Origin of the sequence: Caballeronia novacaledonica, from assembly GCF_900258035.1 — a bacterium.
In the GTDB taxonomy this organism is placed as follows: Bacteria; Pseudomonadota; Gammaproteobacteria; order Burkholderiales; family Burkholderiaceae; genus Caballeronia; species Caballeronia novacaledonica.
In genome coordinates this window covers 1-932 of the sequence record NZ_OGTP01000064.1, presented here as the reverse complement: position 1 = coordinate 932, position 932 = coordinate 1, and the positions used below count along the sequence as shown (strand labels likewise).

General features: G+C 63.3%; 2 protein-coding genes. Both read right to left on the bottom strand.

Translation table 11 applies throughout. The features are described from left to right. On the bottom strand, positions 1–305 hold a 305-nt coding region (locus NOV72_RS31735; protein WP_181291215.1), incomplete at its 3' end, for a condensation domain-containing protein. A 9-nt stretch (positions 306–314) separates the two neighbouring features. After that, positions 315–932, bottom strand: a 618-nt coding sequence (locus NOV72_RS31730) for a phosphopantetheine-binding protein (RefSeq protein WP_245933237.1), incomplete at its 5' end; no start/stop codon positions are given.

Sequence of the window (932 nt, the reverse complement as noted above, 5' to 3'; positions counted from 1 at the left end):
TCGTGTCGCGCGACGATCGCTTCGAAGCTCGCGCGCAACGCGACGCGATCCACCCGCCCGCGCAGACGCAAGCCACCGGCCACGTGATACGCGCTGCTCTCGGGCGACAACTGCCACAGGAACCATTGACGCTGCTGCGCGTAGGAAACCGAAAGCGCCTGCTCGGCCGCTCTTTCGCGCGCGAGAATGGGAAGTTGCGCCGGCGTCACGCCCTCCTCGACCATCTTTTGCCAGAATAGCCGGCGCTTGTCCTGCGAAAGTTCGATGAAGCGGCGCGCGATGCGCGTGGCCTTGTCCTTATCCATGAATCGTGCTCAGAGGGTATCGAGGAAGGTGTCGAGTTCGTCCAGCGCCCGATCGCCCGGAGTGCGGTCGCGCGTTGACTCGATCGCCTGCGCAAGCGCCGCGAGCGATGCCGCCTCGAACAGCGCCGCAAGCGCAAGACTCGCGTTCAACTCCAGCCCGATGCGGGCGTTCAAGCGCACCGCCATCAGCGAGTTGCCGCCCAGTTCGAAGAAGTTATCGTTGCGACCGATACGCGCGACGCCAAGCAACTCCGACCAGATCGTCGCGAGTTGCGTTTCGAGTGCGCTTTGGGGCGCTTGCCATTGCGCGTCGTCCACTTCCGCCGAGGGCGCTGGCAACGCCTTGCGATCCACCTTGCCGTTAGCGCTCAGCGGCAAGGCATCCAGCACGACGATGCGCCACGGCACCATGTAATCCGGCAGGCTGCTCGCAAGTTGCGTTTTCGCCTGTCGATCATCGAACGATGCGTCGCTGCTTACATACGCGATCAGCTTGCCTTCGTGCGCAATCACCACCGCCTCTCGCACATGATCGAGTTGCGCGAGCCGCGCTTCGATTTCACCCAGTTCGATGCGGAACCCGCGAATCTTCACCTGATGATCGAGCCGGCCCAGATAATCGAGCAC